The 26,858-nt window shown below is 71.2% G+C and carries 26 protein-coding genes; 6 read left to right on the top strand and 20 right to left on the bottom strand.

Going from position 1 to position 26,858, the window contains the following annotated elements; genetic code table 11:
- Positions 1–5: 5 nt before the first annotated feature.
- The 3 genes from J4573_RS42390 to J4573_RS42380 all read right to left on the bottom strand — a co-directional run bounded on the left by J4573_RS42390 (position 6) and on the right by J4573_RS42380 (position 1,799).
- Positions 6–404, bottom strand: coding sequence for a VOC family protein (locus J4573_RS42390; RefSeq protein ID WP_208261818.1), 399 nt, complete (start codon positions 402–404; stop codon positions 6–8).
- 192 nt (positions 405–596) lie between these two features.
- Positions 597–1,028: a hypothetical protein gene (locus J4573_RS42385; RefSeq protein ID WP_208261817.1), complete on the bottom strand. Its 432-nt coding sequence runs from the start codon at positions 1,026–1,028 to the stop codon at positions 597–599.
- Between the two features lie 66 nt (positions 1,029–1,094).
- Complete coding sequence (locus J4573_RS42380; protein ID WP_208261816.1) at positions 1,095–1,799, bottom strand: maleylpyruvate isomerase family mycothiol-dependent enzyme; 705 nt, start codon at positions 1,797–1,799, stop codon at positions 1,095–1,097.
- A gap of 110 nt (positions 1,800–1,909) precedes the next feature.
- On the opposite strand from J4573_RS42380, the gene J4573_RS42375 reads away from it, so the two are divergent.
- Complete coding sequence (locus J4573_RS42375) at positions 1,910–2,386, top strand: COG4315 family predicted lipoprotein (protein WP_208261815.1); 477 nt, start codon at positions 1,910–1,912, stop codon at positions 2,384–2,386.
- A gap of 104 nt (positions 2,387–2,490) precedes the next feature.
- Here the strand turns inward: J4573_RS42375 and J4573_RS42370 are convergent, their stop codons facing one another.
- The 10 genes from J4573_RS42370 to J4573_RS42325 are packed head-to-tail and all read right to left on the bottom strand — an operon-like array spanning position 2,491 to position 12,655.
- A complete protein-coding gene (locus tag J4573_RS42370) occupies positions 2,491–2,700 on the bottom strand; it encodes a hypothetical protein (protein ID WP_208261814.1) in 210 nt (69 codons plus the stop codon).
- Positions 2,697–3,983 carry an Nramp family divalent metal transporter gene (locus J4573_RS42365; RefSeq protein ID WP_208261813.1) on the bottom strand — a complete coding sequence of 429 codons (1,287 nt, stop codon included), beginning with the start codon at positions 3,981–3,983 and terminating at the stop codon, positions 2,697–2,699. Before J4573_RS42365 ends, J4573_RS42370 begins: the two co-directional genes overlap by 4 nt.
- 5 nt (positions 3,984–3,988) lie before the next feature.
- Positions 3,989–5,638, bottom strand: a complete 1,650-nt coding sequence (groL, locus tag J4573_RS42360; protein WP_208261812.1) for a chaperonin GroEL — start codon at positions 5,636–5,638, stop codon at positions 3,989–3,991.
- Between the two features lie 10 nt (positions 5,639–5,648).
- Positions 5,649–6,674, bottom strand: coding sequence for an NAD(P)-dependent alcohol dehydrogenase (locus J4573_RS42355; protein WP_208261811.1), 1,026 nt, complete (start codon positions 6,672–6,674; stop codon positions 5,649–5,651).
- Positions 6,671–7,387: an iron-sulfur cluster assembly protein gene (locus tag J4573_RS42350; protein ID WP_208261810.1), complete on the bottom strand. Its 717-nt coding sequence runs from the start codon at positions 7,385–7,387 to the stop codon at positions 6,671–6,673. The genes J4573_RS42355 and J4573_RS42350 overlap by 4 nt, the downstream gene beginning before the upstream one ends.
- 13 nt (positions 7,388–7,400) lie before the next feature.
- Positions 7,401–8,393 (bottom strand): amidohydrolase family protein, encoded by a 993-nt coding sequence (locus tag J4573_RS42345; protein WP_208261809.1) that lies wholly within the window; start codon positions 8,391–8,393, stop codon positions 7,401–7,403.
- Positions 8,394–8,403: 10 nt separating this feature from the next.
- Positions 8,404–8,778, bottom strand: a complete 375-nt coding sequence (gene mimD / locus J4573_RS42340; protein WP_208261808.1) for a propane 2-monooxygenase effector subunit MimD — start codon at positions 8,776–8,778, stop codon at positions 8,404–8,406.
- On the bottom strand, positions 8,775–9,890 hold the full coding sequence (locus J4573_RS42335) for an aromatic/alkene monooxygenase hydroxylase subunit beta (protein WP_208261807.1): 1,116 nt from the start codon (positions 9,888–9,890) through the stop codon (positions 8,775–8,777). Before J4573_RS42335 ends, mimD begins: the two co-directional genes overlap by 4 nt.
- Positions 9,891–9,913: 23 nt before the next feature.
- Positions 9,914–10,978 (bottom strand): 2Fe-2S iron-sulfur cluster-binding protein, encoded by a 1,065-nt coding sequence (locus J4573_RS42330; protein ID WP_208261806.1) that lies wholly within the window; start codon positions 10,976–10,978, stop codon positions 9,914–9,916.
- A gap of 24 nt (positions 10,979–11,002) precedes the next feature.
- The gene (locus tag J4573_RS42325) at positions 11,003–12,655 is read right to left on the bottom strand and encodes a ferritin family protein (RefSeq protein WP_208261805.1); all 1,653 of its coding nucleotides are present in this window, start codon (positions 12,653–12,655) and stop codon (positions 11,003–11,005) included.
- A gap of 131 nt (positions 12,656–12,786) precedes the next feature.
- Here J4573_RS42325 and J4573_RS42320 point away from each other — a divergent pair, with 131 nt between their 5' ends.
- Positions 12,787–14,604, top strand: coding sequence for a sigma-54-dependent Fis family transcriptional regulator (locus J4573_RS42320; protein ID WP_208261804.1), 1,818 nt, complete (start codon positions 12,787–12,789; stop codon positions 14,602–14,604).
- Here J4573_RS42320 and J4573_RS42315 read toward each other — a convergent pair.
- Entirely contained in the window at positions 14,594–16,024 is a 1,431-nt protein-coding gene (locus J4573_RS42315) for an APC family permease (protein ID WP_208261803.1), read from the bottom strand. The two genes, J4573_RS42320 and J4573_RS42315, sit on opposite strands and share 11 nt — an antisense overlap.
- A 116-nt stretch (positions 16,025–16,140) precedes the next feature.
- Here J4573_RS42315 and J4573_RS42310 point away from each other — a divergent pair, with 116 nt between their 5' ends.
- The gene (locus J4573_RS42310) at positions 16,141–16,767 is read left to right on the top strand and encodes a TetR/AcrR family transcriptional regulator (RefSeq protein WP_208261802.1); all 627 of its coding nucleotides are present in this window, start codon (positions 16,141–16,143) and stop codon (positions 16,765–16,767) included.
- The gene (locus tag J4573_RS42305; protein WP_208261801.1) at positions 16,764–17,849 is read left to right on the top strand and encodes a DmpA family aminopeptidase; all 1,086 of its coding nucleotides are present in this window, start codon (positions 16,764–16,766) and stop codon (positions 17,847–17,849) included. The genes J4573_RS42310 and J4573_RS42305 overlap by 4 nt, the downstream gene beginning before the upstream one ends.
- 18 nt (positions 17,850–17,867) lie before the next feature.
- Here the strand turns inward: J4573_RS42305 and J4573_RS42300 are convergent, their stop codons facing one another.
- Positions 17,868–18,851, bottom strand: a complete 984-nt coding sequence (locus tag J4573_RS42300; RefSeq protein WP_208261800.1) for a diacylglycerol/lipid kinase family protein — start codon at positions 18,849–18,851, stop codon at positions 17,868–17,870.
- Positions 18,852–19,010: 159 nt separating this feature from the next.
- Between J4573_RS42300 and J4573_RS42295 the strand changes: the two genes are divergently transcribed.
- A complete protein-coding gene (locus J4573_RS42295) occupies positions 19,011–20,015 on the top strand; it encodes an alpha/beta hydrolase (RefSeq protein ID WP_208261799.1) in 1,005 nt (334 codons plus the stop codon).
- Positions 20,016–20,075: 60 nt separating this feature from the next.
- Here the strand turns inward: J4573_RS42295 and J4573_RS54730 are convergent, their stop codons facing one another.
- The 4 genes from J4573_RS54730 to J4573_RS42275 form a co-directional block, all read right to left on the bottom strand.
- On the bottom strand, positions 20,076–21,227 hold the full coding sequence (locus tag J4573_RS54730; protein ID WP_243774453.1) for a hypothetical protein: 1,152 nt from the start codon (positions 21,225–21,227) through the stop codon (positions 20,076–20,078).
- A 119-nt stretch (positions 21,228–21,346) separates the two neighbouring features.
- Positions 21,347–22,390 carry a cation diffusion facilitator family transporter gene (locus J4573_RS42285; protein ID WP_208261798.1) on the bottom strand — a complete coding sequence of 348 codons (1,044 nt, stop codon included), beginning with the start codon at positions 22,388–22,390 and terminating at the stop codon, positions 21,347–21,349.
- Positions 22,387–22,770, bottom strand: a complete 384-nt coding sequence (locus J4573_RS42280) for an ArsR/SmtB family transcription factor (protein WP_208261797.1) — start codon at positions 22,768–22,770, stop codon at positions 22,387–22,389. Before J4573_RS42280 ends, J4573_RS42285 begins: the two co-directional genes overlap by 4 nt.
- A gap of 26 nt (positions 22,771–22,796) precedes the next feature.
- A complete protein-coding gene (locus J4573_RS42275; protein ID WP_208261796.1) occupies positions 22,797–23,648 on the bottom strand; it encodes a DUF6777 domain-containing protein in 852 nt (283 codons plus the stop codon).
- Between the two features lie 236 nt (positions 23,649–23,884).
- Here J4573_RS42275 and J4573_RS42270 point away from each other — a divergent pair, with 236 nt between their 5' ends.
- Positions 23,885–25,648, top strand: a complete 1,764-nt coding sequence (locus J4573_RS42270) for a serine/threonine-protein kinase (protein ID WP_208261795.1) — start codon at positions 23,885–23,887, stop codon at positions 25,646–25,648.
- Here J4573_RS42270 and J4573_RS42265 read toward each other — a convergent pair.
- Positions 25,641–26,846, bottom strand: coding sequence for a DUF7927 domain-containing protein (locus J4573_RS42265; RefSeq protein WP_208261794.1), 1,206 nt, complete (start codon positions 26,844–26,846; stop codon positions 25,641–25,643). The two genes, J4573_RS42270 and J4573_RS42265, sit on opposite strands and share 8 nt — an antisense overlap.
- Positions 26,847–26,858: the final 12 nt, after the last annotated feature.

Here is a 26,858-nt window from a genome sequence, read left to right as displayed (position 1 = left end):
AACGGTCAGCCGCGGTCGTAGTGGCAGACGGCCTCCAGCATGAAGCCGAACGGGTCGAGCCAGAACGTGGCGAAGTAGGGCGGCGGGTACTGCGGGAACTCCTGCGGAGCGTGCACGATCTCGCCGCCCAGCCCGAGCGCGAGCCGATGGACCTCGTGCACGGCCGAACGTGTCTTCACCATGAACGCCAGATGCTGCAGCCCGGCCCGTTCACGCGAGTAACCCGCGTCCTCGGCCGCCGGGTAGAAGAACAGGAAGGTCCCCGGGCGCCCGCCCGAGGGCCGGAACGCGAACTGGTCGTCGGCGGCCAGGAACTCCTCGAATCCCAGCAGGGGCATGAGGGCGTCGTAGTACTTCTTGGCCGCCGCGAGGTCGGGGACGTTCAGCCCCACATGTCCGAGCACCCGTTCAGCCTGCCACGCGCCGCCTCAGCCTGCCACGCCTGCCGGCCTCGGCTCAGCCCGCTACGCCCCGCCTCAGCCGGCTACGCCCCGCCTCAGCCGGCTACGCCCCGCCTCAGCCGGCTACGCCCCGCCTCAGCCGGCTACGCCCCGCCTCAGCCGGCTACGCCCCGCCTCAGCCGGCTACGCCGCGGCTCAGCCCGCTACGGCGGCGGCGGCGTCGGCGAGCGGGTCTTCGGGGAGGATCCGTTCGAGCCCGATGCGGGTCTCCTCGGGCGGCGGCTCGAGCTCCATCGCGGCGGCGCCCGGCGCGGGAAGCGGGCGCCGCGGAACGGGGCTGCCGGACGAGCCGCCCCGCCCGCGGTAGATCAGCAGCCCGTCGACCGGGTCGGGGACCGAGTCGAGTGCGGCGCGGGTGCCGGGCAGCTCGCGCCACTCGTTCCATCGCAGCTCGTCGGGGAAGTGGAGCTCCAGCACCACGCCCCAGGTGTGCTCGTGCCATTCCCACTCGTCGGCGCCGTTGGTGAGGGCCGACTCGATGAGGTTCTCCTCCCAGGCGGCGCGCCAGGCGGCACCCGACTGCGCGTCGTTCCCGAAGACCTCGATGGACCACCAGTCCGCTGACATTTCCTACCCCAGGCCGAGTCCGATGACCTTTCGACCATAAGTCGGTCCCGCCGGACAGGCCAGGGGTCAGGCCAGGCAGACCAGGGCGCGGCGCAGCCCGTCTCCGAGCGGGTGGTCGGCGGGAAGGCGGCGCGTGCTGGCCGCGATGAAGTCCGCCGTGGACAGCTCGGCGGTCATCCCGTCGGCCTCGATCCGGTAGCCGCCGGAGATCGGGCTGGCGACCAGCGCCGACCCCTGCTCGTCGAGGACGAAGACGGCGACGCGCGCTCGCCAGTCCGCCCGCGCCTCCTCCTCGTCGGGCCCGATCGGAACGCCCACGTCGTCGCCGTGCGTGGCGTACTCCGAGGCGTAGTGGAACGCCTGCAGCCCGACCGGGTAGGGCCCGGCCATCGTGGTGAGCATCGCGTCCGCGCCCCGCGCCCGCATGCGCCGCCGGGTGTCGGCGTTGCCCTCGCGCCACTCGTCCAGCACGTAGCCGACGGTGCGCTTGCGGCGCGCGTCGACGCACCAGTCGTTGAACGTGCCGAGGTCCTTGATGCCCTCCCGGTCCAGGAGCGCGAAGAGCCTGTCGAGGTCGTCGTCGAGGCAGGCGCGGTTATAGAGCTCCTCGCCGGCCAGGTGGGCGAGCACGTCGCGTACGGTCCAGCCCTCGCAGCGCGACGGGCGGTTCCAGGCGGCGTCGCCGAGGCCGGCGAAGTAGGTGTCGAGCCGTGCGAACTCGGTGTCGAGGATGTCGAACGGGTTGAGATCGCGGAGCGTGGTTTGGCCCATGTCGCCATCATTCCCCCGCCCGGCGCGGCATGTGAACTGATGCCGGTGGGTATGCGTCCAAACTGCGAGTTCCTCCCCGCACCGCCACTTCCCCACCCCCGAGGGGCCACATGAAAAAGGCAGCGCTGGTGGTAGTGATCGGACTGGTGGTCGCCGGCTGCGGAGGCGATCCCGACCACCTCAACATGGACACGCCCGGGCACACGCTTCCCGCCTACACCTCGGGCCCGGCGACGGTCGGTCTCGGTTCCACCGAACGCGGCGTCGCGCTCGTCGACGCGCGCGGCCAGGCGCTGTACGCCTTCGACAGGGACTCCAACAACAAGTCCGTGTGCGACGCCGACTGCACCTCGATGTGGCCGCCCGCCACCACCGACGGCGAGCCGCAGCCTGGCAAGGGCGTACGGTCGGACCTGCTCGACAGCTTCGACCGGGGCGACGGCACGCGTCAGGTCACCTACGCGGGCCGCCCGCTCTACCGCTTCGTCAAGGACGTCTCGCCCGGCGACGCGGTCGGGCAGGACCTCACCGACTTCGGCGCGCAGTGGTACCTGCTCGGCGCCTCCGGCGACAAGATCCCCGGCTGAGGCTCCGCTGGCTGGCTAAGGCCCGCTGGCCAAGGCCCGCTGGCTAAGGCCCGCTGGCTAAGGCCCGCTGGCTAAGGCCCCGGCCATGGCCGGAGCACCAGCCACTAAGGCCACAGGACCAGGCCGAGGGCCATGAAGACCGCCGCGAGCGCCGCCGTGTGGGGACGGTAGCGCTCCTGGCGGAGGGCGCGCCGCTGGACGCGGTGCGGCAGGGCCTCCCAGTCGGCCCACCGCATGGCGAGCATGTGCCCGGCCGCCAGCAGCAGCCCGGCGATCCCGAGCAGGACGAGCGAGTGCGCGGCACGTTCGGTCATGGCGCGGCGACCTCCCTGAACAGCGTGACGAGCATGAAGAGGTTGAGCGCGATGATCAGGGTGGCGACGACGGTGGCCAGCGCGGTCGTGAGCCGCCGGTTCACCATGTCGCCCATGACGCCGCGGTCGCGGGTGAGCAGCAGCAGCGGCACCAGCGCGAACGGGATGCCGAACGACAGCACGACCTGGCTCAGCACCAGCGCCAGCATCGGGTCGAGCCCGGCCGACAGCAGCACCAGCGGCACCGCCATCGACACCACCCGGCGCACCCACAGCGGGATGCGGCGCTTGACGAAGCCCTGCATCACGATCTGCCCGGTGTAGACGCCGACGCAGGCCGAGGCCAGGCCGGAGGCCAGTAGCCCGACGGCGAAGGCGATCCCGATGGCGGGTCCGGACAGCACGCCGAACGCCTCGTGCGCGACCTCCAGCGACTCGCCGTCCGAGGCGGCGAGCGCCGTGCCCGCGACCAGGATCGTGATGTTGATGAACCCGGCCAGCGACATCGCCACGATCACGTCCCACCGCGTCGCCCGCAGCGCGCGACGCCGCGCCGCGCCGGCGCCGGGACGGGCGGACGAGGTCCCCTCGCCGGGCAGGTCCTGGGTGAGCGCGGAGTGCAGGTAGATCGCGTGCGGCATCACGGTGGCGCCGACGATCCCGGCCGCGAGCAGGACGCTCTCGCTCCCGCCGAAGCCGGGCACCAGCCCGCCCGCCACGCCGTCGCCCGCCACCGGCAGCCGGAACGCCTGGTAGGCGAACGCGAGCGCGACGACCGCGAGCAGCCCCATCACCACGGCCGGGAACACCGCCCGGTCACGGACGCGCAGCGCCAGGATGAGCAGCAGACCGGCCCCGGTGATGACGCCGCCGACCGGCAGCGGCAGGCCGAACAGCAGCTGCAGCGCGACCGCCCCGCCGATGATCTCGGCGAGGTCGGTCATGATGACGATCAGCTCGGCCTCCAGCCACAGCCCGATCCGGACCGGCCGGGAGCAGCGCTCCCGGCACAGTTCCGGCAGGTTGCGGCCGGTCGCGATGCCGAGCTTGGCGGACAGGTACTGCACCAGCATCGCCATCACGTTGGCCGTGATGACCACCCACAGCAGCAGGTAGCCGTACTTGGCGCCCGCCGACACGTTGGTGGCGACGTTGCCGGGGTCGATGTAGGCGACGGCGGCGATGAACGCGGGCCCGGCGAGGGCGAGGCCACGGCGCGGCGTGACGGGGTGAGCGGGCCGCGCCGTGGGGTCGGGTGAACGTACCGAGATCGGCAGGTTCATCGGGGTCAGGGGATGTTGGACGGACGGACCATGCCCTCGGCCAGGTCGCCGAAGCCGGGGGCGACGATCGCGCCGGGGTTCTGGATGATCTCCTCGACTACGAGGGTCTCGGTGGTGAGCAGCAGCGCCGCGATGGACGCCGCGCTCTGCAGCGCGGACCGGGTGACCTTGAGCGGGTCGAGCACGCCGGTCTCGAACATGTCGGCGTAGCCGCCGGTGAGGGCGTCGAAGCCGGTCCCGGCGGGCAGGCCGGCGACGCGTTCGACCACCTCGTCGCCGTCGTGCCCGGCGTTGATCGCGATCCAGCGGAGCGGCTCGCCGAGCGCGCAGCCGACCAGGTCGCGCCCGACCGCCGCGTCGCCCTCCAGGTCCAGGCCGTCCAGGACGGAACGGGCTTGCAGCAGCGCCGCGCCGCCGCCTGCGACGACGCCCTCCTCGATCGCCGCCCGGGTGGCGGCCAGCGAGTCCTCGACGCGGTGCTGCTTCTCCTTCAGCTCGACGCCGGTGGCGGCGCCGACGTGGATGACCGCGACGCGGCCCGACAACCGGGCGATGCGCAGCTCCAGGGCGTCGCGGTCGTGCTCGTTCTCGGCCCGCTCATGCTCGCGCTTGATCGCGTCGATGCGCGCCTCGACCTGCTCGCGCGCCCCCGCGCCGCCGACGATCGTGGTGCCGGCCTCGGTCACGGTGATCTTGCGGCAGCGGCCGAGGTGCTCCAGCCGTACCTCGGTGAGACTGAGCCCGGCGTCGCCGGTGACGACCCGGCCGCCGAGCAGCGCCGCCAGGTCCTCCAGCTCGGCGATCCGGCGGTGCCCGAACCCCGGCGCGCGCACCGCGACCGAGGAGAACGTCTCGTGCACGGCGTTGGCGACCAGCATGCCGAGCGCGGGCCCCTCGACGTTCTCGGCGATGACGGCGAGCGGCTTGCCGGTGCGGGTGACCTGCTCCAGCGCCGGCATCAGCAGCTGCACCCTGTCGATCTTCTCGTTGGTGAGCAGGACGTACGGCTCCTCCAGCACGGCCTCCATGCGGTCGGTGTCGGTGACCATGTAGGGCGACAGGTAGCCGTGGTCGAACTCGACGCCGTCGACGAAGCCGACCTCCAGCCCGAACGCCGGCGACTCCTCGACGGTGACCACGCCCGAGGTGCCGACGTGCGCCATCGCGGTGGCGATGACCTCGCCGATCTCGCCGTCGTTGCCCGCCGCGAGCGTCGCCACGTGCGCCAGGTCGTCCTGGCCGCGCACCTCGCGGGCGCCCTCGCGCAGCCGGCCGACGATGGCCGAGACGGCGCGTTCGATGCCGCCCTTCAGCTGCATCGGGTTGGCGCCCTCGGCGACCGCCTGCATGCCCTCGTGGACCAGCGCCTGCGCGAGCACGGTGGCGGTGGTGGTGCCGTCGCCGGCGACGCCGTTGGTCTTGGTCGCGACCTCCTTGACCAGCTGGGCGCCCATGTTGGCGAACGGGTCGCGCAGCTGGATCTCGCGGGCGATGGTCACCCCGTCGTTGGTGATCGCGGGCGGCCCGGTCAGCCGTTCGATCACCGCGTTGCGCCCCTTCGGGCCGAGCGTCACCCGGACCGCGTCGGCGAGCGCGTCCACCCCCTCGACGAGCAGCCGCCGCGCCTCCACGTTGAACCGCAGGTCCTTGGCCATGTCACTCCGATCAAGGGATGAGGATGGCGCGGCCCCGGACCTCGCCGCGGTCCAGGTCGGTGAGCGCCCGCGCGTGGTCGGTCAGCGGGTAGGCGGTCGTGTGCAGGGTGACCTCGCCGCGCGCGGCGAGCGCCATGAGCTCGACCAGGTCGGTGTAGGAGCCGACGAGGTTGCCGATGAAGTTGATCTCGGTGGAGATGACGTCGATGGTCGGGACCCGGAGCTCGCCGCCGTAGCCGATCACGTGGTAGTCCCCGGCGCGGCGCAGCATCGCGACGCCGTCCTCGATCGCGCCGCCCTCGCCGACGAAGTCGATGACGACCTCGGCGCCCTCGCCGCCGGTCAGCTCCTGGACCGCGGCGACCTGGGTGCCGTCGGCGGGCACGGTGTGGTCGGCGCCGATCTCGGCGGCGAGCGCCAACGCGCCCTCGCTCCGGTCGACGACGATGATCTCGGCGGCGGTGAGCGCGGCGAGCGCCTGCACGCCGATGTGCCCGAGCCCGCCCGCGCCGATCACCACGACGCGGTGGCCGGGGCGCAGCCGCCGGGACGCCTTGCGCACGGCGTGGTAGGCGGTGAGGCCCGCGTCCGCGAGCGCCGCGACGTCCGCCGGTTCGAGCGAGTCGTCGAGCTTCACGACGGCGCGCGCGTTGGTCTTCAGCAGGTCGGCGAACCCGCCGTCGGCGTTGATCCCGGGGAAGACGCTGTCGGTGCAGTGCACGTCGTCGCCCGCCCGGCAGGCCATGCACAGCCCGCAGGTGGCCATCGGATGCAGGATGACCTTGTCGCCGGGGGAGACGTGCGTGACCGCGGACCCGGTCTCCTGGACCCAGCCCGCGTTCTCGTGGCCGAGGGTGTAGGGGAGCGTGACGCCGGACTTCTCGGCCCACTGGCCCTCGATGATGTGCAGGTCGGTGCGGCACACGCCGGCGCCGCCGATGCGGACGATCACATCGAGCGGGCCGGTGACGGTCGGGTCGGGCACCTCGGTGAGCTCGGGGCTCTTGTCGTAGGCGCCGAGCTGGACGGCTCTCATCGGACGGTCTCTCCTTCCTCGGTCTGGGCTCGATCGGGGTAGCGGGTCTTCAACAGCCCGCGGCAGAACCCGGAGTTGCCTTCGATGCTCACCCGTACCGCCTGCGCGAACCGGATCCGGCCCGCGACCAGGCCGTCCTCCACCGGCCTGCCCTCGTCGTCGACCAGCAGCCGCTCGTCGGGCCCGGTCGGCAGCCCGAGGTCGGTGCGGCGGCGGAGCAGGCTGGTGCGCGCGGCCGAGTCGGGCAGGTCGCCGAGCCGCGCCTCGCCCAGCTCCTTGACCGATCTGCCGGCGTCCGCCAGCACGCGGCAGGCCCGTTCGATGGCGGCCAGATGGGCCTTGCGCTGGAACGTCAGGCGCAGCGCGGCCAGCTCGCCGTCGGCCAGGCCAGGGAACGCGTCCGCGAACCCCGACTCCGTCGCGACCCCGGCGTTGATCTCCTCGGCCGCGAAATGGTCCTCCAGCCGAACGTCGATCTCGGTGACGCCGGGAACGCCCGCGACGGCGTCGCGGGCGTCGGCGACCATGAGATAGGCGAAGTTGGGCGCGCAGAAGTAGGTCGGCAGCCGGAGCCGCACGCGGGCGGCTCCGGCACGGGTCACGGTCGCGGCGGCGAACCCGAGCTCGGTGATCGGCTCGTCGAGCTCGGGGTCGCGCACCGTGCCGAGGGCCTCCCAGACCGCCTCTCTCAGCGGAACCCTCGCGTCGGTCATGGCGTGTGCCCCGTCATGGCGCCGGGACGGGGACCGCGTCGGGGACCTTGAGGTCGTAGAGAGCGGCGGCGTTCAGCCCGAGGATCTTGCGCTTGATGTCGGGGGTGAGCGCACCGTACTCGCTCTGCATGTCCTCGGGGATCTGGAAGTCCACGAACTTCTCGATGATCCACTTGGGGTGCCAGATGGCGTAGTCGCTGGCGAACAGCAGCTTGTCCTCGCCGATCCAGTACAGCAGCTCGCCGATGATCTGCGCGAAGTAGCGCGGCCTGGTGTGGATGAACGGCATCGCGACCGCGAGCCCGCCGTAGACGTTCGGCTCCTGCGTGCCGATCCAGCAGAAGTCCTCCAGCCGCGGCAGCCCGACGTGCTCGACGATGAACCGCAGGTTCGGGAACTGGCTGGCCGCGTCGTCGATGTCGCGCACGTCGAAGGCGTCCATGTTGAGCGGGTAGATCGTGGGGCCCTTGTGCACGTGGATGTTGCGGATGCCGAGCTCCTCGCACTTCTCCAGGTACTTGAAGGCCCACGGGTCGCTCAGCTTCCAGCCCTTAGAGGAGCCCTTCCACTCGGCGGTGTAGAGCTTGACGCCTTGCAGGTTCCAGCGTTCCTTCAGCGCCTCCAGCTTCTTCAGGCCCCCCTCGCCGTCTCGCGGGTCCCACGAGCCGTTGACGATGAACTTGCCGGGGTTGGCCTCGGCCAGCGCGCCGTTGCGCTCGGTCGTGTTGAAGCCGTTGGTGTAGAAGTCGGTCAGGTAGGTGGGCTGGAAGATGGCCTGGTCGACGTACCCCACGCCGAACAGGTCGTTCAGCATGTCGTCCTCGGAGTAGTTGCCGAACTTCTCCAGCGACCACACCCACCCCTCGGGGCTGAGGTTGCGGTGGTAGTCGTAGAAGCACGCGGTGAACCCGGTGCCGTAGCGGTTGGCCTGGTTGGCCGGCCCGCCGTCCCAGAAGTGCACGTGCCCGTCGACGACGAAGTAGTTCTCTCCGTCCTTGGTGTACATCCACGGCTCCCTAGGAGGTCTCGACGGGGCGCAGGTCGAAGTCGATGTACTCGGCCGCGTCCTCGGGGTTGGCGAACAGCACGGTGCGGTCGTCCAGGTGCACCATGCGGCCGTAGTGGGTCGACATGATCTCTTCGAAGTCGTACTGGTCGAACTCGGTCCCGAGGGCGTCGCCGATCTCGTCGAAGTCGAACTCCAGCTTCCGCTCGCCGTCCACGCGGATCATCGAGGGGTACTCGCTGACCGTCACGCCCGGCTTGTGACGCATCACCTCGGCGACGATGTAGCCGTTCTGGTTGTTCATCAGGGTGACGCCCGCCCGGTTGGACGAGGTCCGGTTGACGGCGCCGAACGCGCCCGTACCCGTACCGGCGCTGGTGGTCATTGCGACAGCTCCTTCGGCTCGGTGAGGTCCAGATCGGCCAGCAGCGACCGGAGCCCGTCGCGGGCCGCCGTCAGCGAGTCGGTGAAGGAGATCGCCTTCTCCTGCGGCTGCGACCAGATGGGCTGCAGGTCGCGGGCGGCGCGCAGGCTGACCGGGATCCACCGGTCCAGCCACTCGCCGAGCACCTCGCGGTTGCGGGCGCCGTGCTGCTCGTCCCGCACCAGCAGCAGGAACAGCTCGCGGGTGTAGGACAGGTCGCGGACGTGGTCCTGCTCGCCCGTGCCGACCAGGGACGGCGTCACGTAGTCGCCGTTGCGCGCGGCGATCTGCATGACGAGCTGGCTGCGGAACAGCTCGCCGACCAGGGACTCGTACACGATCCCGGTGGCGAACAGCGCCTCGGCCCAGTCCTCGACGGTGGTGAGCAGCTCCACGTTGCGGCGGACGCTCTGCCAGACCGGGTCCTCCTGCCACACCTCGCGGTGCACCGACCCGTCGAACCCGATGCCCGACTCGCTGAGGTCGAGGTTGTACAGGGCCAGGTCCTGGGCGAAGCGCAGCTTGTGCATGGTGTTGACGGCGATCGCGTTGTTGATCATATTGGTGGGCGCGGACCGCTGCGCCGCCATGAACACGTGCATGCCGAGGCCGTGCTCGGCGTGCATCCACGCGCCGAGGTTGCGCTCGACGAAGCGCACCCAGGCGGGCGGCCACGCCGCGTAGGCCTCGGCCAGCTTGGCGTCGGCGAGGTTCTGCTGGATCTGCCGCACGACGTTGGCGTTGTTGCGGTAGATCGTCTGCTCCCACTCGCCGTTCGGGTCGCGGAACCGGTGCCAGTCGGAGCTGCGCAGCGACGTCCAGTCCAGCGGGTAGCCGCCGGGGCCCTTGGCGAACCCGTAGATCCAGCCCTGCGTCAGGTACCGCTCGGGGTCGGGCTGCACGTCGTAGGTGACGTCCTCGTAGGTGGTCGCGCGCATCCGGCGCGGCGTGAAGTAGTTGAACGACCGGCTGTCGGAGCTGGGGAACTCCAGCGCGCCCGCCTCGGCGTCGGTGAACTCGGGTTTGGGAAAGCTGCGCTCGGCTCGGTCGTCGGGCTTGGCCTGTGTCGTCATCGGTCGCCTCCTCGGCCCGGCCCTCATCCGGGCGCGGTGGTGGTGAACTTGTCGTAGAAGATCCGGTCGTGCGGCACGCCCGCGCCGGTGAGCAGGGCCATCGCGGCGTCGATCATGGGCGGCGGCCCGCACAGGTAGCAGTCCCGTTCGGCCAGCTCCGGCTCGCCGCGCTCCACCACCTCGGTGACCAGCCCGAGCGCGCACTCCAGTTCGCCGGGCGCGCCCGTCGCCGAGCCGTCGCCGTTGCTCTCCGACAGGCACGGCACGAACCGGAAGTCGGGCAGCACGTTCTCCAGCGCCTTGAGCTCGTCCAGGTAGAACAGGTCGGCGGCGGTGCGCGCGCCGTAGTAGTAGACGGCCGGGCGATCGACGCCCGCCTCGGTCATGTGCCGCAGCAGGCTGAGGATCGGCGCCATCCCCGCGCCGCCGCCGATGAACAGCAGCGGGCGCTCGGACCGCTCGCGCAGGGTGAACGCGCCGTACGGGCCGCGCAGCGCGAGCTCATGACCGGCGGCGATCCCGTCCGGGCCGCCCTCCAGCAGCCCGGAGAATCGGCCGCCCGGATACCTCTTGATCACGAACTGCAGCTCGCCGGGCGTGGCCGGGGTGGTGGCCATCGAGAACGAGCGGTGCTCGCTCGTCCCCGGGATGGTGATGTCGACGTACTGGCCCGGGTGGTAGTCCAGCGCCACGCCGTCCAGCGGGCGCAGCCGCAGCAGCGAGATGTCGTGGGTGAGGCCGGCCACCTCCACGACCTCGGCGGTGAGGTCGCGGAGGGGCTTGGCCGACCTGAGGGTCTCCTCGTCGTAGTTGATGAGCTCGATGTCCAGGTCGCTGTAGGCGTGCCCCTTGCACAGCAGGACGTAGCCCTCCTCCAGCTCGTAGTCGGCGAGCGCGAAGGTGGAGTAGCGGTCCAGCTGGAGGTCGCCGTCCAGCAGGAACGACTTGCAGGCCGCGCACTGGCCCTCCCGGCAGCCGTGCATCAGCGTGATGCCCTGCCTGAACGCGGCGTCCAGGATCGTCTCGTCCTCGTCGACCTCGATCTCCAGGTCGACGGGATCGAAGCGGACGCGGTGCTTGTCGCCCATGAGTGATCAGCCCGCTCGCCCGGGTCAGTGCCCGTTGGACGCGAAGCGGCCCGCGGGCCCGCCCGCCTTGTAGGCGGTCATCATGGCCTCGCGCTCGTCGTCGGACGCCTCGTTCAGCAGGATGTTCGGGCTGGCGAACTCGATGCCGCGCACGTCGTCGAGCGTCCACAGCTTCTTCGGGTCGTCCAGGTCCAGGTGCGGCTGCGGGATGAGCGTCCTGCCGTCGTCGCGGACGTAGCCGAGGTCGGAGATGATGTCGGCCAGGTCCATGCCGTGGTAGAGCGTCTCCCACTCGCGCTTGCCGGTGAGCCGCCCCATGTTCGGCGTCTCGCGGCCCTCGTACTCGGGCCGGAACGCGGTGGTGTCGGTCCAGGCGCAGGTCTCCGAGCAGTACGTGCGCCACTGCCCCTCGACCTTCTCGTGGACGGTGTCGGAGCGGATCAGGCACGGGACCATGCAGGTCCAGCAGCGGTGCGGGTACTGGTAGTCGACGTCCTCGAACGCGATCGGCTTGTTGCGGCCGGGGTAGCGGAGCCGGTTGTAGTTCTCCCACCAGGCGCCGTACTTGTCGTACCAGCCGGGGTACTTGTGCTCGAACCACTCGAAGTCGGCGTCGGTCATCGGGTCGATGCGCCAGTAGTTCACCGGCCAGCCCGTCGCGAAGAACTGCGCGACCTCGTGCACGTAGCCCTTGGTGTAGATGCGGTTCCAGGCCTCCTCGACCAGGTCGTGCGGGATCTTCAGCCCGTACTTCTCCAGCGGCATGAGGTAGGACCGGTAGTAGTCGTCGTAGATCCAGCGGCGCCACATCTCGGCGTAGCTGTCGCGGTCCTTGCGGCGGTCCTTGGTGCCGTACTCGATGAACGTGCCGATGGCCGCGTCCACGACGCAGTGGTTGTTCCACCACGCGTAGCGCAGGTCGCGCTCCAGCAGCTGCCGGTTCCGCTCGTCGGCGAGCGCCATGAGCAGGATCGAGTAGCCGTTGCTGATGTGCCGCGACTCGTCGGACTGGACGGAGTGGAACACCGTCGGGAGCAGGTAGTCGCCGTTGGCGGCGGCCTCGGACGGCATCGCCACGAACAGGGTGTTGGTGAACGCGGTCTCGGCGACCACGGTCAGGTAGACGTTGGCGGCGGTGATCGCGTCGCCGGTGATGAACCCCTCGCCGAACTGCCGGCCGATCGTTCCCGCGTAGTTGTTGGCGAACGCCTTCTCGCTGATGTCGAACCCGGCGGGGTCGATGTAGTGGTTCATGTAGAGGCGCTTCAGGTTCATCTGGATCGTCGAGTGCCGGACCTCGTCGATCATCTGGACGGCGAGCCCGTTGTGGATCTCGGGGTTGGGCACGGCGTCGATCGCCAGCGGCATCGCCCGCGCCGCGGAGATCTCCGGGAACGGGATGATGGACAGGAACAGCTTCTGCCACTCCATCCAGCGCTGCTGGACCTGGCGGAACATGTTGCCGCGGATCGCGCCGTCCATCGCGCCGAAGACGCGGTTGTCCTTCTCCTCCTCCATCGGGAAGTAGGACCGCAGGATCTGCTTCAGCGGGTCCTTCTTCGGCGACTTGTCGAAGGTGTAGTCGGTGCCGAACCGGCGCGCCGGGGTGGCGAAGGTCGGCTCCCAGGACAGCTCGGTGATCTTCTTGTGGGCCTTGCTGAGACTCTGTCGGCTCACGGCCTGCCTCCCTCGCTTGCGTGCCGTCATGACACACCTGCGCAGGGTGGACCTCGGTCTCAATTTGAGACACGACAGGACGCCGGACCCGCCGTAATGTCTGGGTAACAAACCGTTCCGAGGAGGCCGCCATGGCCGTCGCGCCATCGACCGGACGGCAGCAGGCCCTTGCGAAAGCGAGGGAGAACTTCCTCACCGACGACCCGGTCGAGTCCGGCGCGGTCCGCCCCGCGATCCTGAACTCCTGGCTGCGGTCGCGGAGCTGGGACGTGGACGCGGGCAACGCGCCGGTCCCCTTCGTCAAGGACCCGAACCACGAGATGCTGCTGGTCAGGGCGTCGCAGCCGATCCTGGCGCAGCTGTGCGACGAGCTGGACCGCGCGCCCGTCAGCATCATCCTCACCGACACCCAGGGCACCGTGCTGGAGCGCCTCACCAGCGACACCGAGCTGGAACGCCAGCTGGACCGCGTCGACCTGGCCCCCGGGTTCAGCTACTCCGAGCAGTTCGTCGGCACCAACGGGATCGGCAGCGCGCTGGAGAGCCGCGCGCCGTTCGAGGTGTTCGGTCACGAGCACTACGCCGAGAAACTCGACATGCTGGCGTGCGCGGGCGCGCCGGTGTCGCATCCGACGACCGGCGCGGTCCTCGGGCTGCTCGACCTCACGTGCTGGAGCCGCGACGCCGGGCCGCTGCTGGCGGCGCTCGCCCGCACCACCTCGCAGCGCATCGAGAAGAACCTGCTGGAGAGCACGGGCATCCGCGAGCTCGCGCTGTTCCGCGAGTACCTGCGCACGTGCCGGCGGACCACCGGGCCGGTGCTGGCGACCAACGCCGACGTGGTGATGATGAACGAGGCCGCGCACCGGCGGCTGTCGGCCGACGACCAGACCGTGCTGCTCGGGCACGCCGCCGACGCGGTCAGCACGGCGCGGCGGGCGGTGATGGAGATCGAGCTGCCGAGCGGGCTGGAGGCCAGGGTCCTGGTCAAGCCCGCCTGGAGCGAGACCGGCCCGGCGGGCGGCGTGGTCCAGGTCAGGGTCGAGGAGTTCGCGCCGCGTTCGCTGCCCGCCGGGCGTGCGGCGGCCACCGGGGCCGCGGCGCCCTCGGCGGCGCTGCCCGGCGTCGCGGGCACGAGCCGGTTGTGGCGCGGGTGCTGCCAGGAGATCCGCGCCGACCGGCGGTCCGGCGACTGGCTGGTCGTGGAGGGCGAGCCCGGCACCGGCAAGCTCACGCTGCTGCGCGCCGCGCAGCGCCTCGCCGACCCGTCCGGTTACATCCGGGTGCACGACGCGGCCGACTGCGCCGACCCGCGCGCCTGGGCCAAGCTGGTCGGGCGGGAGCTCGCGGCGGGCGACGGCATGATCGTGCTGCGCCATCTCGACCGGCTGGACGCCGACGCGCTGGACGACCTGGCCGCGCTGCTCGACGAGGCCGCCCGCTCGCCGGACCACCCGCTCGACCGGCCCTGGGCCGCGGCGACCGTCACCGACCTGGCCGCGTCCACCCCGGCGCTGGACCGGGTGCTCAGCCACTTCCCCCGGTCGATGAGCGTCCCGCCCTTGCGCCATCACATCGAGGACCTGCGCGACCTGGTTCCCTATCTGCTGGCGCGGCTGTCGCGCGGCGAGGATCTGGCCTGCTCGCCCGAGGCGATGCGGCTGCTGATGCGCTGCCCGTGGCCGGGGAACGTCGCGCAGCTGGTCAGGACGCTGATCGAGGTGACGCAGCGGCGGCGGTCGGGCATGGTCCGCGTGCAGGACCTGCCGCCCGAGTGCCACTCGTCGCTGCGCCGCGTGCTGACGCCGCTGGAGGCGATGGAACGCGACGCGATCGTGCGCAGCCTGCGCGAGTCCAAGTCCAAGACGCAGGCGGCCTCGGCGCTCGGCATGTCCCGCGCGACGATCTACCGCAAGATCCGCGAGTACGGCATCGAGCTCACCGAGTAGGGGTCTCTTCGATGGACTCGGCGGAGTCGGGGCCCCTCAGATCCCAGCCGCCGCGGCGGCGCAGGACGAGCAGGAAGTAGGCGACGGACACGGCGATGACCAGTACCGTCACGCCCAGGCTCGGGCGGCCGATCTCGGGGTCCTTGGCGTTCTGGTAGATCACGTACCCGAGCGCGGCCAGCGCGGCGATCGGCGCGGCGGGGAACAGCGGCATGCGGTACGCGGCGTGCGCGGTCGTGCCGTTGCGGCGCCCGGCGATGACGGCGACGCACAGCGCCGCGTACACCGCGACCAGCGACGTGCCGGTCACCACCAGCAGGAACTTCTCGGGCAGGAAGCACGCGGCGGCGCTCAGCACGGCCGTGAGGACCGTCGCGATCCAGGGCGTGCCGAAGCGCGGGTGGAGCGCGGTGAGGGCGCCGTCGACCTTCGGCGACCAGGTGCCGTCGCGGCCGGAGCTGAAGACCAGCCGCGCGGTGAGCAGCATGATGGCGATGACGGCGTTCAGGATGGCGAGCGCGATGGCCAGGCTGATGACGGTGTTGAGGGTGTCGCCGCCGCGCTCGGTGATGACGTACTCCAGCATGTTGTCCGCGCCGAACAGCTTGTTCAGGTCGGGTGCGCCGAGCAGGACCGCGGTCACCGGGATCAGCTCGGCCGCGACGGTGACGCCGAGCGCCCACAGGATCGTGCGGGCGATCGTGCGGTGCGCGTCGTGGGTCTCCTCGCCGAAGTAGACCGCCGAGCCGTAGCCGTTGTAGGCGAAGATCGCGACGGCGGTGGCGGCCGCGATCAGGCCCGCGGAGGCGGCGGTCAGCCCGCCGTGCCCGCCCGCGACCACCGGGTGCGCGAGCAGGTCGGTGAACGGGCGCTCCACGTTCAGGAAGCCGAGCGCGGACAGGATCACCAGGGCCGCCATCTCGATCGCGAGGAAGACGCCGGTGACCAGCGCGTTCACCTTGATGTCGAGGATGGCGACGACCGCGGCCACCGCGACGGTCACGGCGGCGACGACCGGCCCGTTCAGGCCGTCGAACAGCACGCCCAGGTAGGTGCCGACGCCGAGCGCGATCACGGCGAGGATCAGCAGCTGGGTGACCAGGATCAGGCCGAGGATCACGAAGCCGGGCAGGCGGCCGAGCGTGCGGCCGACGATCGCGTACTCGCCGCCGGTGAGCGGGTAGGCCGACGACAGCTCGGCGTAGACGAAGGCCATGAAGACTCCGACGACGCCCGCCGCGGCGAAGCTCCAGAACGCGCCGGTGCCCGCCTGCGAGATCACGCCCGGCGCGATGATGAACACCGAGGACGCCGGGGTGACCGCGGACAGCACGATGAACAGCGTGCCGAGCATGCGCAGGCCGCGGTGCAGCGCGGGCGGCGGGGAGGCGGTGGGGGAGTCGAGGTCGGAGACGGCCATGGGGACCTCCTGCCCGAGAATTCTTTGAACGAGTATCAAACAACCAAGGGTGGATGCGTCAAGGTTTCATGAGCGTTGACTTGCATTGTTTGAACGATCTTCCGAGAATGTCAGCCATGGCGAGACCAAGCAGGGCGCACGAGCGCCGGGCCGAACTGGTGGAGGCCGCCCGGCGCGCCGTGCTCGACCGGGGGATGCTCGACCTGCGGCTGCGCGACGTCGCCGAGCGGGCCGAGATGTCGCCCGGCTCGGTGCTCTACTACTTCCCGACGCTCACCGAGCTGCTGCGGGAGGTGCAGCGCGAGGCCGTCGAACGGTTCTGCTCGGCGCGCGAGGGCGCGGTCGCGGGCGAGCCCGACCCGCGCCGGCGGCTGGCCGCGATGATCGCCAGCGGGCTGCCGGCCGGGCCCGGCGACGAGCTGTGCGTGCTGCTGTACGAGCTCGGCACCATCGCGCGGCGCGATCCGGCGTACGCGGCCGAGCACATCCGGTTGTACGAGCGGCAGGTCGGCATCTACGCGCGGATTCTGGAGGCGGGCGCGGCGGCCGGGGTCTTCTCGCTCACGCGGGACGCCTCCACGCTCGGGCGCAACCTGGTCGCGCTGGAGGACGGCTACGGGCTGCACATGGTGATGGCGGTGCCGACCGTGGGCGTCGCGGAGGCCGGCCGGTTGCTGCGGGCCTATGCGGCGGACGTGACAGGCCGCGAACTGGAGGATCTTGCATTGGAGGGGGACCGATGACCCGTGCCCGGCCGTTCGGACTGCCGCTGCGGGGCGAGCCCGGACCGTTCAACGCCGTCACCGACGTGCCGGGCGTGGAGGTCGGTTGCACCACGCTGATCGAGGGCACGGACGTGCGGACCGGCGTGACGGCGCTGCTGCCGCGCGGGCGTGCCGACTTCGCGGTGCCGTGCGCGTCCGGGTTCTCCTCGCTGAACGGCAACGGCGAGATGACCGGGTCGCACTGGCTCGCCGAGACCGGATCCCTGGGCGGTCCCGTGCTGATCACCAACACGCACGCCGTCGGACCGTGCCATCGCGGCGTGATCGAGTGGACGCGGCGCGAGCGCCCGGACGCGCTGGAGTGGCTGCTGCCGGTCGTCGCCGAGACCTGGGACGGCTACCTCAACGACATCGACGCCGACACCGTACGGCCCGAGCACGCCGCGGCGGCGCTGGACGCGGCCCGTTCCGGCGCGGTGGCGGAGGGCTCGGCCGGCGGCGGGACCGGGATGAACTGCTACGGCTTCAAGGGCGGCAACGGGACCGCGTCGCGGGTCGTGGAGTACGGGTCGGACTCCTACACGGTGGGGGTGTTCCTGCAGGCCAACTTCGGGTCGCGGCGCGATCTGACGGTGTGCGGCGTGCCGGTGGGGGAGGACCTCGCGGACGACGACCCGATGTCGACCGACGACTGGATGGGGCTCGCGGGCGCCGGATCGGTGATCGTGGTCGTGGCGACGGACGCGCCGCTGCTGCCCGGGCAGTGCAGCGCGCTCGCGCGACGGGTGCCGCTCGGGCTCGCCCGCACCGGAACCTACGGGCAGCACTCGTCGGGCGACATCTTCCTGGCGTTCTCCACGGCCAACCCGGGCGCTCTGACGAGCGGGTTCGCGGTGGGGGAGCCGGGCTATGAGTCGCTGCGATTCGTCCCGTGGAACCGCATCGACCCGTTCTACGAGGCGGTAGTGCACGCGGTCGAGGAGGCGGTGCTGAACGTGCTGCTCGCGTCCGAGGAGATGATCGGGCGGAACGGGCACCGTTCGCCCGCGCTCCCGCAGGACCGGCTGAAGGAACTGCTGGCCGCGCGCGGCGTTCTTTGAACGTCTAGGTGTCGATGCTCAGGTGTCGGTGAAGGACTGCGGGACGATCACGCGCAGGGCGTTGCCGAGCAGCCGGATCCTGACCGGGGTCCGGCCGCGGATCTCGCCGTCCACGTCCACGCCCATCGGCGGATCGGTCTCGATGTCGACGTGGTCGGTGGTCACGAACGCGCCCTCGCTGAGCGAACGCCACTGGCCGGTGAGCACGTGCCGGGCCGTCGCCGAGGCCAGCCGCAGCCGGCGCTCGTCGCCCAGCCGGTAGACGGCCAGCAGCCGGTCGTCGGGGCTGGCGTCGCGCGCGATGCGCTGGCCGCTGTGGTGCGCGCCGTTCGCCACGTTGAGCTGGTGGGTGCGGACCTCGCTGACGTCGTCGCCGATGCGGATCGTGGCCTTGAACGCCTCGTGCCGGGGGAGCAGCCGGGCGGCGGTCAGCGCGTACGCGGCCCGGCCGACGATCCGCTTGAGGCCGTGCGGCACCTTGCCGGCGACCTGGACCGACAGCCCGAGGCTGACCATGTTGGCGAAGATGTGCCGCTCGTCGCCCTCGGCCTCGTCGTCCTCGGCGCCGGGGCCTTCCGCGTCGGTGGTGGTGAACCAGCCGACGTCCACGTCGGCGACCTTGCCGTCGCGCAGTACCGCCACGGCGCCCGCGAGGTCCTGCGGGAGCTCCAGGCTGCGGGCGAAGTTGTTGGTGGTGCCGAGCGGCAGCACGCCGAGCGCGACGTCGCGGTGGGCGAGGTGGCTGACCGCCGTCGCGACCGTTCCGTCGCCGCCGCCGACCACGATCAGGTCGGGCTTGGCGGCGAGCGCCTCGGTGAAGATCTCCGGTAGCCGGGTCGGGTCGGTGACCGGGATGACCTGCGCGAACGCCAGGCCCGCCTCGTCCAGCAGCCGCCGCGCCTCGCCGAACTTGCGCCGGCCGCGCCGCGACCGGGCGTTGACGATCAGGACGGCGTCGCCGCCCTGGCGGATCGCCGTCTCCAGCTCCGGTTTCGTGCGCATCTCGACGGCTCCGCTCCCCTCCACGTCCGGTCACCCTACCCGGCCGTACGGGACCGGCCGGCGCCAGTGCATTTTATTAACCGGTTACCACGCGTTGGACCAAGCTTGATTCGGGGGATATTAACCAAAAGACGGTAAGGGATTGACCGGGGCGAAAACATGTGGCGACGTGGATGGGTCGGAGCGGGCTTTATTACGGGCCTGGTCGCGCTTTCGGCGTCCATTGCCCCCGACGGCCCGGCGGAGGCTTCCTCACCCACCGCCGACGACGGCGCGACGGTCATCGGCGAACGTTTTCGCGGCCGGAGGACGCTCGACCTGACCATTCGTTCCCCGGTGCTGGCGATGCCCGTCCAGGTGCGGCTGCTGCTGCCGCGCGGCTGGTCACGGGACGGCCGGCGCACCTGGCCCGTGCTGTGGCTGCTGGCAGGTGCGGGCGGCGCGCCCGCCGAGCACACCTCGTGGACCGCCAATACCGACGTGGAACGGATGACCGAGGACTCCGGCGTCATCGTCGTCATGCCGGCGGGCGGGCGCTGCGGCAATTACACCGACTGGTGGAATCACGGTAAGGCCGGGCCGCCGAAGTGGGAGACGTTCCATCTGACAGAGGTGCGGCAGATCCTGGAACGCGGATACCGGGCCGGAACGGCGCGCGCCGTCGCCGGCAGCGGAATGGGCGGCATGGGGGCGATGGCCTATGCGGCGCGGCATCGCGGGCTGTTCCGCGCGGCCGCCTCGTTCAGCGGCCCGCTGCACACCCTGCACCGCGACGACAGCGGCCTGGACGTCGCCGACCTGATCGAACTGGGCGTGGCGATCGGCTGCCCCGCCGCCGACTGGACGGACGTGTGGGGCGATCCGGAGGTACAGCGGGTGGTGTGGCGCCAGCACAACCCCTACGAGCTGGTCGACCGGCTGTCGGGCGTGCGGCTGTACGTGAGCGCGGGCGACGGCAGCCCCGGGCCGTACGACCCGCAGCCCGGCACCGACCCCGACATCCTGGAGGCGCTCGCGCACCGGGTCGGGCTGGAGTTCACCGGCAAGCTCAAGAAGCTCGGGATCCCGGCGTCCACGCACTTCTACCGGGGAACGCACTCTTGGCCGTACTGGCAGCGGGAGCTCGAGGCCGCCCTGCCGGTGATGCTGGCCGAAATCGCCTGAGGCCGGGCCCGCGCGCAGGTGTTGGCGCGCAGACCCGGCCTCCGGTCACCGCAGATCAGATCAAGACAACTTGGGCATGGCGGGCTCGTTCGGAGCCTTGTTGTGCCCAGGGGCCTCGCCGGACTTGCCGGGCGGCTGCTCCGCCTTCGGAGCGGCAGGTGCGGCTGGTACGGCGGCCGGAGCTGCGGGTGCGGCGGCCGGGACGGCGGGTGCCGCCGGGGCCTCCGGAGCAGCGGGTGCGGCGGGTGCCACAGCGGTGGCCGGAGCGGCAGGAGCGGCAGGAGCCGCCGGAGCGGCAGGTGCTGCGGGCATCGCGGGTGCCTGCGGAGCGGCAGGCATGGCGGGAGCGGCCGGAGCCTGCGGGGCCGCCGGAGCGGCCGGGGCCGCGGGTGCTGCCGGAGCGGCCGGGGCCTGCGGGAAGAGCTTGCTCAGATCGGGCAGGCCCTTGGGCAGACCGGGAAGGTTGGGCAGCTTCGGCAGGAACTTGCTGAGGTCGGGCAGCCCAGGTGCCTGCGGAGCAGCGGGTGCGGCAGGCGCGGCAGGAGCAGCGGGTGCGGCCGGGGCCGCGGGAACACCGGGAGCAGCCGGGGCCGCGGGTGCGGCAGGAGCGCCGGGCGCCTTCGGGAGCAGCTTGGTCAGGTCGGGCAGGCCCTTGGAGATGTCGGTCAGGCCCTTGGTCACGTCCTGAAGCTTGCTCAGGTCCGGCACCTTCACTCCGAGGCCCTGCAGGATCTGCGGCAGGACGTCCTTCGTCGGCTTGGTGGCGAGGGCGTCCAGGTTCGGGACCTTGGCCAGCGCGGCCTTGATGGCGGGGTTCTTCAGCAGCTCGCCGACGGGCTTGTTCAGCGCGTCGCCGACGCCCGCGAGCAGCAGCAGCGTGCCGATGTCGGGCCCGTCGGACTTGGCCTTGGCCTCCTTGGCCTGGTCGGCGAGCTTGCCGAGCGCCATCAGGGCGTTCAGGTCCGGAGCGTTGTCACCGCCGCAGATCAGGTCGCCGACGAACTTCAGGCCGATGCTCTGGACCAGCGGCTTGACCAGCGCGCAGACGTTCCGCCCGCCCTGCTGGACGCGGACGCAGGCGGCGGCCTGCGCCCTGGCCTGCGTCGTCGCGGCGGTGCGTTCGGCGGCCATCGCGGGTCCGGCGGCGAAGGTGAGCGCCGTGCCCGCGCCCAGGCCGGCGATGAGAACGCCGGCGGGCACACGTGCTTTCATCCTGATATCCCCCGAGATCAGTCACAGTAAGGCTGTGATCGACTACTTAGAGTGACTGTACCAACGAAGGATCTTGGTAGCTCGCGCCGGGGGATCGGCCTAGGGTGACCGGCCGGGGATCAGTGGCCGCAGTCCGCCTGGCCGATGTGCTCGTGCGGCCCGCCCGCGTCGGCGGCGACGTGCCGCGGCCCGTGCGGGTCCTCGCAGTGGTACTCGTTGTCCACGTGGTCGACCTCGAGCGTGGTGTGGGTGATCCCGTACGAGGACCGCAGCAGCTCCTGCAGGTCGCGCCGTACCGCGTGGCAGTCGCCCTTGGGCTCCACCAGCACGTGCGCCGACAGCGCCGGGTAGTCGGAGCTGACCTCCCAGACGTGCAGGTCGTGGACCTCCTCGACGCACGGCCGCTCGGCGAGCCGGGTGCCGAGCTCGGACGGGTCGATCCCGGCCGGGGCGGCCTCCATGAGCACCCGCCCGGCGTCCCGCAGCAGCCCGTACCCCGCCTTGAGCATCAGCGCGGCCACGATCAGCGAGGCGATCACGTCGGCCCGGTCGAAGCCGAACAGCCAGATCGCCAGGCCCGCGATGGTCGTGGCGATGAACGCGTACAGGTCGTTCAGGATGTGCTGGAACGCGCCCTCGACGTTCAGGCTGCTCCGGTTGGCCTTGCTGATCAGCCAGGTCGCGCCCACGTTCACCGCGATGCCGGCGAGCGAGGTCCAGAAGACCAGCTGCCCGTTCACGCTCGGCGGGTCCAGCAGCCGCACGACGCTCTCGTAGACGAAGTAGGCGGCCAGGAGCAGCAGCGTCAGGCCGTTCAGCTGCGCAGACAGGATCTCGGCGCGCCGCATGCCGTAGGTGTAACCGCCGCGCGGCGGTCGCGCCGCGATCCGCATCGCCACCAGCGCCAGCACGATCGCGAACGCGTCGGTCATCATGTGCGCCGCGTCGGAGATCAGCGCCAGCGACCGCGCCACCACACCGATGATCACTTCGACGCTCATGTAGCCGACGATCAGCGCCAGCGCACCGGTCAGGTAGCGCTTGTCGGCGTTCCCGGAGACTCCGTGCCCGTGGCCGTGCCCATGCCCGCGACCTTGGGTCTGGGGCTGGGTCTGGGCTGGGGGTTGGCCGGGGTCGTGGCCGTGGCCGTGATCGTCGCTCATGAGCCCTCCCCCCGGTGGCCGGCGTGCGCGAGCGCAAGGTCCAGCAGTAGCCGTACGTGCGAGTCGTCCAGCCGGTAGTAGGCCATCCGGCCCGCCCGGCGGACCCGCACGACCCGGTGGGCCCGCAGCAGCCGCAGCGCGTGCGAGACGCCCGACTCGCTATGCCCGCAGGCCGCCGCGATGTCGCAGACGCACATCTCGCCGCCCTCCAGGAGGGCCACGATGATGCGCAGCCGGCCCGGGTCGGAGAGCAGCCCGAACACGTGCGCCAGGTCGGTGACGGTGTCGGTCTCGGGCATGGCGGCGGTGACCAGGGCCACCTTCTCCCGGTCCACCACCCGGACCGCGCACCCGTCCACGACGTCTGAAGCACTGCTCATATGAGCAAAGGTATCTCACTCACGGATCATGACGACACCGGCCCCGGCTGCTCCTCCGGGCCCGAGCTCGGCGGCGCCGCCGTCGACATCCCCTCGCTGGGCTGCGGCTCCTGCTCGGGCGCCGCGCTGGTCGGCGTGTCCGTCGGAACGTCGGTCGGAATGTCGGTGGGCACGCTCGGCACCTCACTGGGCACGTCGGTGGGCACCTCGCTCGGCACCTCACTGGGCGGCTCGGTCGGCGTACCGGAGTCCACCGGAGTGCCCGAGTCCACCGGCGTGGGCGTCTCGCTCGGCACCTCCTCCACGTTCAGCTCGCGGAGCGTGGTCATGGGCCCGTCGGCCTCGCCCTCGGTCGAACGCGGCCGGTTGAAGCCGGTCTTGGCGCCCGGATCCACCAGCACGAATCCGGTGATCACACCCTTGGACCGATCCCGAGGCTCGACCGTCGTCACTTTACTCTTGGAGAAATCCGGCCACTTTGGGCCACTGTACTTCGCGCCCTTTGTGGAGATCTTCTTTTCCGCCCGGGTCAGGGGGTTGCCGCAATTGCACTTCACCGTCGGCGTGCCGTACTCGTCGACCATGACGCCCATTCCGGCCTCGAGCACCGCCGGGGCCGTGGTCGCCTCACCGTTCCGGTAGCCGTGGTTGATCACGAGCGTGTCCGTCCGCAGCAGCACCGGCGTCATCCGGTCGACGAACGCCGGGATCTGCTCGATCGGGATCCCCTGCACGCCCGCCCAGGCCTGCGCCTTGTCCGGGTTGGACCGCAGGAACGCGACCAGCCGTTCCTTGTCGCAGGCGGTCGCCCGCCGCGTCCCCCCGTACAGCCCTGGCGTGTCTCCGCCCCGCGTCCCGCCCACCTTCTGCGAGACCACGTGAACCTCATCGGTCCCGGACATCGGTGAGTACGGATCCGGTCCCGGCGTTCCCACCGTCAACCGGGTGATGGTCGCCCCGGCGTCCCCGCACCCCACCGCCATTCCCGCGATCAAGGCAATGACCACGACAATTCGGGAACTGATCTTTATCATGCGCCGTCTCCCTTGAGCCCCTATAGACTTGGATGCCCTGAGAGTGCGTTTTGTGCGCACGAATTCACTGGCAGGTGCGGATGGCGGCTCCGCTCAACCCCGCGGATCCAACACGCCTCGGCGACTACGAGGTCTTGGCGCGCCTGGGCACCGGCGGCCAGGGCACCGTCTTCCTCGCGTCCAGAGGGGGCACCAAGGTCGCGATCAAGCTCCTGCACGCCAAGCTCCTGACCGACCAGAACGCCCGCGCCCGCTTCGTCCGCGAGCTGGCCCTCCTCCAGCGTGTGGCCGGTTTCTGCACGGCCCAGATGCTCGAGGCCGACCTGGTCGGCGACCGCCCGTACATCGTCAGCGAGTACGTCCCCGGCCCCTCGCTCCGCGAACTGGTGCAATCGCAGGGCCCCCGTTCAGGCGCCGACCTGGACCGCCTGGCGATCCACTCCGTCACCGCCCTGACCGCCATCCACCGCGCGGGCATCGTCCACCGTGACTTCAAGCCCCAGAACGTCCTCATGGGCCCCGACGGCCCCCGCGTCATCGACTTCGGCATCGCCAAGGCCCTGGAACCCGGAGCCACCCTCACCAGCCAGGTCGTGGGCACCCCCGCCTACATGGCCCCCGAACAGTTCACCGGCACCAAAGTGGGCCCCTCTGCCGACCTGCACGCCTGGGCCGTCACCCTCCTCTACGCAGCCACGGGCACCGACCCCTTCGCGGGCGGCGGCCTCCCCGCCGTCTTCTACCGCATCACGCACGAGACTCCGCCCCTGGACGCCCTCCCACCCCAGATAGCCGAGGTCGCCGCCGCCTGCCTGGCCAAGCGCCCCGAAGCACGCCCCAGCTCCGAAGAAGCCCTCATGTGGCTTCTAGGCCAGCACAACCCACCCGGCACGCCCCCACCTCCCCGCGACGCCCCCGAGCCCCCGCCCGCACCAGGCCGCGGCGTCTACCCGGTGGGCGAGTGGTCAGGAAGGGACGCACCCCCGAAACGGCAACCACACACGTGGCAGGGGCCCGGCCCGCCCGATCCGGGCGGCAACCCACCCGGATCGGGCGGACCATCCGCACCCCCACCCCAGGAGCCCAACGCACCGAGCACTTGGCCACAGGAACAAGCCGTCCCACCTGTTCAGAGCGGCCCAAACGCGGACGTTGGCCATGCGCAGAGGGCAGCGCCCGAACGGAGCGCGCCCTATCCGCAAGGCGGCCCGTACGCGCCGAGCGAGTGGCCGCAGGAACAGAGCGGCCCACCTGCGCCGGGCGGTGCACCGATGCAGCGTGGCCCGTACGGACAGGGCGGGCCCTATCCGCAGGGCGGCGGGTACGTGCCAGGCGAGTGGCCGCAGGAGCAAGGCGTTCCACCTGTGCCGGTGCAGGGCGGCGGCGGTCAGGTGGGGGTGGCTGATCCGTACGCCCAGAGGGCGGGTACGGCTCAGCGGGGTGGTCCGGGTCGGCAGGGCTCGTCCGGCGGCGGGGTGCGGCGGACGGTGGCGTTGGTGGCGGGGTTGATCCTCGCTGGATTGCTCGCGGCGCTGGACATTGCCGAACTGGCGATTCTGGTGGCGCGGCCGTCGTTGGCGGCCGGGGCGCAGGGTGAGCTGATGCGGCCCGCGATCACCTACACCGTGCTGGGCATGGTCACGCTGGTGGGCGTGGTGTTCGGACTGCGGGGCAGCCGGGCCGCCACGTGGGTGGTGCTGGTGGTGGGCGTGCTGCGCATCCTCGCGTCGGCGGGGTGGAGCGTGGTGGTGACGCCGGATCCCCAGTTCATGGTGTACGCGGGTGTGTCCGCGATCGCCATCCTGCTGTTGCTGCGCGGACTGTGGGCGGGCCGGGCTACTTGACGTGCCGGGGAACGACGCGGACCACGACGCGGCGCTTGCCTGACGGCTGCGGGTGGGGCTTGGGGGGCTTCGGCGGCGTGGGCGTGACGGTCGGTGTGGGAGTCGGCGTGGGCGTGGGGCGAATCGGCCAGACGACGGCGTTCCACATGCGGCCCACGTGGACGGCCTTGACGGTGATGCGGACGACGGCGGACTCGCCGGGGTCCAGGGTGCCCACCCAGACGAGCTTCGGCGGGTTGTAGTGGACCTTGCCGGTGGAGGCCTGGATGTCGACGATCTCGCCGTTGCGCAGGACGTCGGTGAGGTCCTCGGTGAAGGTGGCCGCCTTGGCCGTGGTCCCTCCCACGTTGGTCTCGGTGAGCGTGTAGACGACCTTGCCGCCGACCTTCACGACGTGCTTGTCGACGGTCTTGGTCAGGTCGAGCTTGGCCGGCTCCGGGATGGGGTCGGTCGTGGGCGGCGTGGGCGGTGCCGCTGCGCAGTCGGCGTGGACCTCGCCGAGGCGGAAGCTCGCGATCGGGCCGGCGTAGACCGTCTTGCCGGTCGAGTCCTTGAGGGTGCCCTCGATGACGATGTCGACCCAGGCTTCGGCGCTGACGTTCGGGGTGGTCTTCTGTACGCGGGTCATCGTGACGGTGAGGTCGGCGGTCGCGACCGAGGGGTAGCCGATCGCCGCGCCGGTGGTGGAGATGCTGTTCTTGCCGTCGTTGATGGGCTGACCGGCGACGGTGGGCGCGGTGATGAAGTTCTGCACCTGGGGAGCGTGCGGCGGCTGGCACTGCGCGTAGGTGTGCAGGGTCGGGACGTTCAGCAGGACGGGGCGCCCGCCGGGGATCAGGCTGATGCTGAGGACGTTCGGGTCGCTGGCGGCGTCCCAGGCGCCGACGTCGGTGTTGCCGGAGGCGTCACCGGACGGGTTGGCGATCGTCCCGTAGTTCTTCACGCCGTCGGGGTCCGAGCCGTAGTCGGCTTGGACGCGGCCGGTGGTGGCGCCGATCTTCGCGATGCCGATCTTGCCCTGGAACGCCTTCTGGCCGATCGCGGGGATGTCGTGCATCGCGACCTGGACGCCGACGCTGGAGGCGGATCCGCCCGCGCGCGCCGAGCCGCTGCTCGCGAACGTGATGGTGGCGGCCGAGACCGCGATGGCCGCGAGCAGCGCCACGAACGCCGCCGCCCCTGCCTGCCAGAGCCGCATGGTGATGTCCCA

It is taken from the genome of Actinomadura barringtoniae (assembly GCF_017573505.1).
GTDB lineage: Bacteria > Actinomycetota > Actinomycetes > Streptosporangiales > Streptosporangiaceae > Spirillospora > Spirillospora barringtoniae.
Note: the sequence above shows the minus strand (reverse complement) of the source record. Positions and strands in the feature narration are given on the sequence as shown.

Excerpts from the sequence above, each read along its gene's own strand:
- J4573_RS42270 (WP_208261795.1), top strand. The coding sequence starts at position 23,885 with ATGGCGGCTCCGCTCAACCCCGCGGATCCAACACGCCTCGGCGACTAC.
- groL (WP_208261812.1), bottom strand. The coding sequence starts at position 5,638 with ATGGCCAAGGACCTGCGGTTCAACGTGGAGGCGCGGCGGCTGCTCGTC.
- J4573_RS42330 (WP_208261806.1), bottom strand. The coding sequence starts at position 10,978 with ATGGGCGACAAGCACCGCGTCCGCTTCGATCCCGTCGACCTGGAGATC.
- J4573_RS42300 (WP_208261800.1), bottom strand. The coding sequence starts at position 18,851 with ATGCGCACGAAACCGGAGCTGGAGACGGCGATCCGCCAGGGCGGCGAC.
- J4573_RS42345 (WP_208261809.1), bottom strand. The coding sequence starts at position 8,393 with ATGTACACCAAGGACGGAGAGAACTACTTCGTCGTCGACGGGCACGTG.
- J4573_RS42365 (WP_208261813.1), bottom strand. The coding sequence starts at position 3,983 with ATGAACCTGCCGATCTCGGTACGTTCACCCGACCCCACGGCGCGGCCC.
- J4573_RS42370 (WP_208261814.1), bottom strand. The coding sequence starts at position 2,700 with ATGACCGAACGTGCCGCGCACTCGCTCGTCCTGCTCGGGATCGCCGGG.
- J4573_RS42320 (WP_208261804.1), top strand. The coding sequence starts at position 12,787 with ATGGCCGTCGCGCCATCGACCGGACGGCAGCAGGCCCTTGCGAAAGCG.
- J4573_RS42355 (WP_208261811.1), bottom strand. The coding sequence starts at position 6,674 with ATGAGAGCCGTCCAGCTCGGCGCCTACGACAAGAGCCCCGAGCTCACC.
- J4573_RS42335 (WP_208261807.1), bottom strand. The coding sequence starts at position 9,890 with ATGACGACACAGGCCAAGCCCGACGACCGAGCCGAGCGCAGCTTTCCC.
- J4573_RS42375 (WP_208261815.1), top strand. The coding sequence starts at position 1,910 with ATGAAAAAGGCAGCGCTGGTGGTAGTGATCGGACTGGTGGTCGCCGGC.
- J4573_RS42310 (WP_208261802.1), top strand. The coding sequence starts at position 16,141 with ATGGCGAGACCAAGCAGGGCGCACGAGCGCCGGGCCGAACTGGTGGAG.
- J4573_RS42385 (WP_208261817.1), bottom strand. The coding sequence starts at position 1,028 with ATGTCAGCGGACTGGTGGTCCATCGAGGTCTTCGGGAACGACGCGCAG.
- J4573_RS42285 (WP_208261798.1), bottom strand. The coding sequence starts at position 22,390 with ATGAGCGACGATCACGGCCACGGCCACGACCCCGGCCAACCCCCAGCC.
- J4573_RS54730 (WP_243774453.1), bottom strand. The coding sequence starts at position 21,227 with ATGAAAGCACGTGTGCCCGCCGGCGTTCTCATCGCCGGCCTGGGCGCG.
- J4573_RS42305 (WP_208261801.1), top strand. The coding sequence starts at position 16,764 with ATGACCCGTGCCCGGCCGTTCGGACTGCCGCTGCGGGGCGAGCCCGGA.
- J4573_RS42315 (WP_208261803.1), bottom strand. The coding sequence starts at position 16,024 with ATGGCCGTCTCCGACCTCGACTCCCCCACCGCCTCCCCGCCGCCCGCG.
- mimD (WP_208261808.1), bottom strand. The coding sequence starts at position 8,778 with ATGACCACCAGCGCCGGTACGGGTACGGGCGCGTTCGGCGCCGTCAAC.
- J4573_RS42265 (WP_208261794.1), bottom strand. The coding sequence starts at position 26,846 with ATGCGGCTCTGGCAGGCAGGGGCGGCGGCGTTCGTGGCGCTGCTCGCG.
- J4573_RS42350 (WP_208261810.1), bottom strand. The coding sequence starts at position 7,387 with ATGACCGACGCGAGGGTTCCGCTGAGAGAGGCGGTCTGGGAGGCCCTC.
- J4573_RS42295 (WP_208261799.1), top strand. The coding sequence starts at position 19,011 with ATGTGGCGACGTGGATGGGTCGGAGCGGGCTTTATTACGGGCCTGGTC.
- J4573_RS42280 (WP_208261797.1), bottom strand. The coding sequence starts at position 22,770 with ATGAGCAGTGCTTCAGACGTCGTGGACGGGTGCGCGGTCCGGGTGGTG.
- J4573_RS42380 (WP_208261816.1), bottom strand. The coding sequence starts at position 1,799 with ATGGGCCAAACCACGCTCCGCGATCTCAACCCGTTCGACATCCTCGAC.